Origin of the sequence: Mitsuokella sp. AF21-1AC (genome assembly GCF_003458855.1) — a bacterium.
GTDB lineage: Bacteria > Bacillota > Negativicutes > Selenomonadales > Selenomonadaceae > Mitsuokella.
The window spans coordinates 1-2,583 of record NZ_QRVW01000059.1; the positions used below are offsets into that span (position 1 = coordinate 1).

At 52.7% G+C, this 2,583-nt stretch carries 2 protein-coding genes; one reads left to right on the forward strand and one right to left on the reverse strand.

Annotated elements, in window-relative coordinates:
• Positions 1–99 precede the first annotated feature (99 nt).
• Positions 100–1,680 carry a hypothetical protein gene (locus DWX75_RS11885; protein WP_118016517.1) on the forward strand — a complete coding sequence of 527 codons (1,581 nt, stop codon included), beginning with the start codon at positions 100–102 and terminating at the stop codon, positions 1,678–1,680.
• 91 nt (positions 1,681–1,771) lie between these two features.
• Here DWX75_RS11885 and udk read toward each other — a convergent pair whose 3' ends face one another.
• On the reverse strand, positions 1,772–2,416 hold the full coding sequence (gene udk / locus DWX75_RS11890; protein ID WP_118016518.1) for a uridine kinase: 645 nt from the start codon (positions 2,414–2,416) through the stop codon (positions 1,772–1,774).
• Positions 2,417–2,583: the final 167 nt, after the last annotated feature.

Sequence of the window (2,583 nt, forward strand, 5' to 3'; positions counted from 1 at the left end):
TGCCGGTTAAGCGAAGGCTCCGCGTCAGCGGGGTCTTTTTTCATACGCTCCTTTATGTTATAATGAAAAAGTTGTTTTAGGGATAGAGGAACGATACGCATGATGAATGTCAAAATAAATGTTTATAGAAGAATCGATTTCTTTTACACAATTACTCATAAAGGCGCGGACTGGATTCTGTCGCGCGATGATGCCGAACGCTATATCCGGCGCCTGGCCTGGCACGGTCTCTCGGATGAAGAACTCTCCCGCGTCTGGGCTGTCATCCAGAATATGGTGAGCTGCGTCAGGACGATGAATCTGGACTCCCTATACGGCCTGACGATTTATGATTATCAGGAAACGGTGCGTGGAGCAATCGGTGAAAAGATGGGCTTTACGGCTGATGAAGCGTCGGTGCGTGAGATTTTTGCCATCATCAAGAAGTTCTTTGCGTATTATCGGCGTTACCTTTCGCCTTCACCGGAAGAAGCGGCCCTGCAGCGGCAGACCCTAAAAGAAGCGCTGGCTTCCTTCTTTGATGAGGGAGAATTCATCATGCCGAAGAAGCGGACAAAAAAGGAATTCTACAGTTCGCTCAATTATGAGGAGATGCTCGGGCCGGACATGCTCGACAAGCTTGATGCCCTGATGGATGGCCTGCTCGCACGCATCGATGCCTTTTATCATCAGGACAGGTACGTCAACGATCTGGAACGCGCCACGCATCTCTTCTGCGGCCCTGATGGTGAGACGGGAGACATCCTGCATCATTTGCCCGAGGAAACGGCGGAAGAAACCTGGATGACGTTCTGGGATTACTTCCTGTTTGACTACCATCTGCTTGATTCCGATGAAATCCCGCTGCAGCATTTTTTCCATCTCAACAAGGAAAAGCTCTCCCTCTCGGAGATTGATATGCTGCGCGACATGATGCAGTCAGAATTCATGATTTTCACCATCGAGGAGGACCGCGGCGACAGCTGCCGCTGCCGCAATCTGCTGACAGATGAACTGGTCACACTGCCGCATCCCGATCTGCCTCTGATGGACGTCAGCCAGCAGATTTTTTACGGGCATGTCCATCTCTGCGGCCTCATGATGACAAATCACATCGTCGCCCTGCCGGCAAGTCCCAGGCTGCGCCGCCGCATGAAGGAAATCCTGCTGCGCCAGCTGGCCATGTTCCGCTGCCAGCACCGCAAAGCCACAGTACAGGAATTCCTGCAGCGTGAATCCGCCATGGTCCGCCATACACTGCACATCATGTCGTCCTTTGCCCAGCTCAATGTCCTGCCAAATGCCCAGATGCCAAAGCCCTTGCCGAAGCAGCCTGTTCTGCATGACACCTTTCGGGAGGAGGAGGCCGTGCTGGCGGAAATCGCCCGGCGCATTGGCTTCAGCCGCTTTGCCATCGGCCTGATCTGGAAGCTCTTCGAAGATTATCTGTCAGTCGCAGGCACGGCAAAGGATCCGGATCCGGAGACCATGCCCGCCATCATGACGGCCTGCCTGTTTGCCTACGGTTCGATCAACGGTCTCGATTTCACGCAGATACCACGCTTCTATCATGTGCTCGGTGCCCGGAAGCAGGATATCCAGCATCACATGACGGCTATCCGTGAATGCCTCAAATGCCGCCCCTTTGATCCGCGCTATCTGACGGAAGAGGGCTTTGTGACCTCCCTTTATGTGAATTGAAACCGTCATCTGTATAAAAAACAGCCTCATCGCGATGTATCATCTCGATGAGGCTGTTTTTCGCTGTACTGGCAAAGGCTGCAGCGATGCGTTACCAGGCCTTTTCAGCTTCGTCCGCAGCAGCATCCTTCTTGAGGATGTCCTCAATCTTGGTCTTCATGATGTCGAAGGCCACGTTGTTGAGGCCGCTGTTGATGACGATGTCGGCGACGTTCTTGGTCGGCTCGACGTAGAGGTAATGCATGGGCTTGACTGTGGTCAGATACTGTTCGATGATGTCGTCGAGCTTGCGGCCTCTTTCGTTCATGTCACGCAGCACGCGGCGCAGGATGCGTTCATCGGCATCGGCTTCGACGAAGATTTTGATGTCGAAGATGTCGCGCAGCTCCTGCGACTGGAAGATCAGGATGCCCTCGACGATGATGACATGGCTCGGCTTGATAACGATGGTTTCCTGCGAGCGGTTGTGCTGCGTGAAATCATAGACGGGGCATTCGATACTGTGTCCTTCACGCAGTTCCTTGAGGTGCTTGACGAGCAGATCCGTCTCAAGGGCGTCGGGGTGGTCGTAGTTGATCGTCTGACGCTCCTTGAAGGTCAGGTCGTCGTGCGGTGCATAGTAGTTATCGTGATAAATCACCGTGACTTTGTCGCCGAAGTAGTCCTTGAGGCGATTGGTGAACGTGGACTTTCCGGAGCCCGTGCCGCCGGCAATGCCGATAATCGTGGTTTTCATACAGTTAGCACATCCCTATCTATAAAACGGAAACGAATTAAACTATGCCTATCTTACCATATATCGTCATGGGAATCCAGATGCGAAGCCAGGTGACTGATTCTTGACAAATGAGATTCTTCTGCCTATAATCAAAACCACCAGTTAAACTGGTGGTTTGCTCTGGC